This window comes from Paenibacillus sp. FSL H7-0331, assembly GCF_001956045.1.
This window is the reverse complement of sequence record NZ_MRTH01000123.1, coordinates 1-1,998: the sequence shown is the minus strand read 5'-3', so window position 1 is coordinate 1,998 and position 1,998 is coordinate 1. Positions and strand designations below refer to the sequence as shown.

Here is a 1,998-nt window from a genome sequence, read left to right as displayed (position 1 = left end):
AAATGCATAAGTATTTCGTTCTCGATGCAGCGGGCAGCAAACGTAGCCAGCTTGGTTCCTTTGTCCGGGGAAAACGATTCGATCGCCTTGATCAGCCCAATCGTGCCGATGGAGATGAGATCCTCCAAATCCTCTCCGGTGTTGTCGAACTTTTTGACGATATGAACACGAATCGATGTAAAATGTTTTGCTGCCATGATGGGCCACCTTGATGAATTCATAATTCAAGGGGAAGTGTGTAACTTAACCCATATGTTTGCCGATTTAGAAAGGTTATGCTTCTAATTTCATATGGCAAACTTATGCTTCTAAAAATGCACTTAGCTGGATCACTCTTCCTTAAAAACAAAAAAGTACTTAGCCATGACTAATAAAGTCAAAACTAAGTACTTTCCAATTTATTTATTGGAATTTATTTTTGCAAACGTTGTTTATATTGTTTTTCAGACTTTCCTCTAATTTTCCCTTTATGCAGCCGTTCATTAAGTATATCAAAATTTAAATTCATAGGATTTTGTGGGTTACTAAGTAAATTACAAGATTTAAGTATGTGCCACTCTGTAAGACGATCCTCGTTAAAAGCCAATCTAGTTGCTTTAATTATTAACTCCTTAGTATAGCCTGGGAATCCGCCTGAGGTGAGATACAATTTTTCAGTCACATTCTCTTCAGTAAGACATGACTTTTCAGAAAATGGCAAACAGGAATCAATATCTTGAAGAAATCTATCATACTCATCCTGATCTAACGGAGACAACGTTAGCGTAGATAAAATCCTACTAGCAAATGCCTCATTATGATTTAGTAATCTAGTAGAAATATCTAGACCCGATAAAATAAAGGAAATTTGTAATTTTTCAAATAGCATCCGAAGCCATTCTACAGAATCACTATGAATTCTTCCTGTATTAATATTGAAAAGATGCTCAATATCATCGAGAACTATTAATTCAATACCCGATTTCGCAATTGACTGAACAACTTTGTTTGTCAAAGAAGATAAAGAGAGATTGTTACTATAATTAATATCCATTTCTTCTAATAGACTTATAGCTAATTCCTCTGGTTTTGCTTGAAGAGGTAATTTCAAATAAAGTATTGGGAAAACTGAATCACCTTTATAGATCTCCAAATACTTATTTATGTAATATGACAAAAGGGCAGACTTTCCTGTACCTGATGATCCAGTCAATAAAAGATTACAAGGACATCCATCATTTGAGGATTGATGGCACTCAAAAATTGCTTCAATTATTTTATTAAATTCGAGATGTGTGATTATTGAGCTTTTTATCTTCATAAGTGAATTAAAAAACTCATTATTATTGAACTCACTAGAAATAACCACCAACAATTCCCCTCCATGACATCGTCAAATTTAGTTTCATTACATCCAAGTATTCCCACAAAATAGTCTTTTAAACAGATTTCCTTTAGTACATGTTAGAAAAGTAAAGTAGACTCCGTATTAATTCCGAAAATAAATTAAACAGAGCCATTACTTGTAGCAACAAGTAAGTAGCACTTCCCAGAATACGTTATCAGCCTCATATAGCGCCCATAGATACTTTAAATACATAATTAAAAACCCTCCCAAGTTTTGTTGATTCTAGTTTCGCTAGAAATTGGAGGGTTTAAACTTATATTCCAATATTAAACTATCGTTATACGTTGAATGAACTTCTGAAATAAATGAATAATTTTACAGCAAAAAGGAGTTATAACTGTACCCAGAACCGTCTTACAACGTTCCCACTTTCCTCTATATACTCCGATTCAAATTGACCGCCATTTTTTATTATGGTTCTTTCTGATGCAATATTGCCATTATCACAAACAAGAAGAATTTTATTTAAACCCATATTTTTGTTATTTTAAGTATTAATGCTAAAAGTATAGAAGCGTAGCCTTTTCAACTATCCTCCCTCTATGGAGAATCACTTTTCTCTTAAATGCTCATGTTTTCTTAGAATTTGAATGTTTTACTTATTTAACAGA

The 1,998-nt window shown here is 33.1% G+C and carries 1 protein-coding gene and 1 pseudogene; both read right to left on the bottom strand.

From position 1 onward, the window contains the following. Nucleotides 1–167, bottom strand: a pseudogene (locus BK127_RS42000) (sigma factor); the annotation flags it as partial. A gap of 245 nt (nucleotides 168–412) precedes the next feature. Then, the gene (locus BK127_RS41995; RefSeq protein ID WP_256711713.1) at nucleotides 413–1,348 is read right to left on the bottom strand and encodes a TniB family NTP-binding protein; all 936 of its coding nucleotides are present in this window, start codon (nucleotides 1,346–1,348) and stop codon (nucleotides 413–415) included. Nucleotides 1,349–1,998 lie beyond the last annotated feature (650 nt).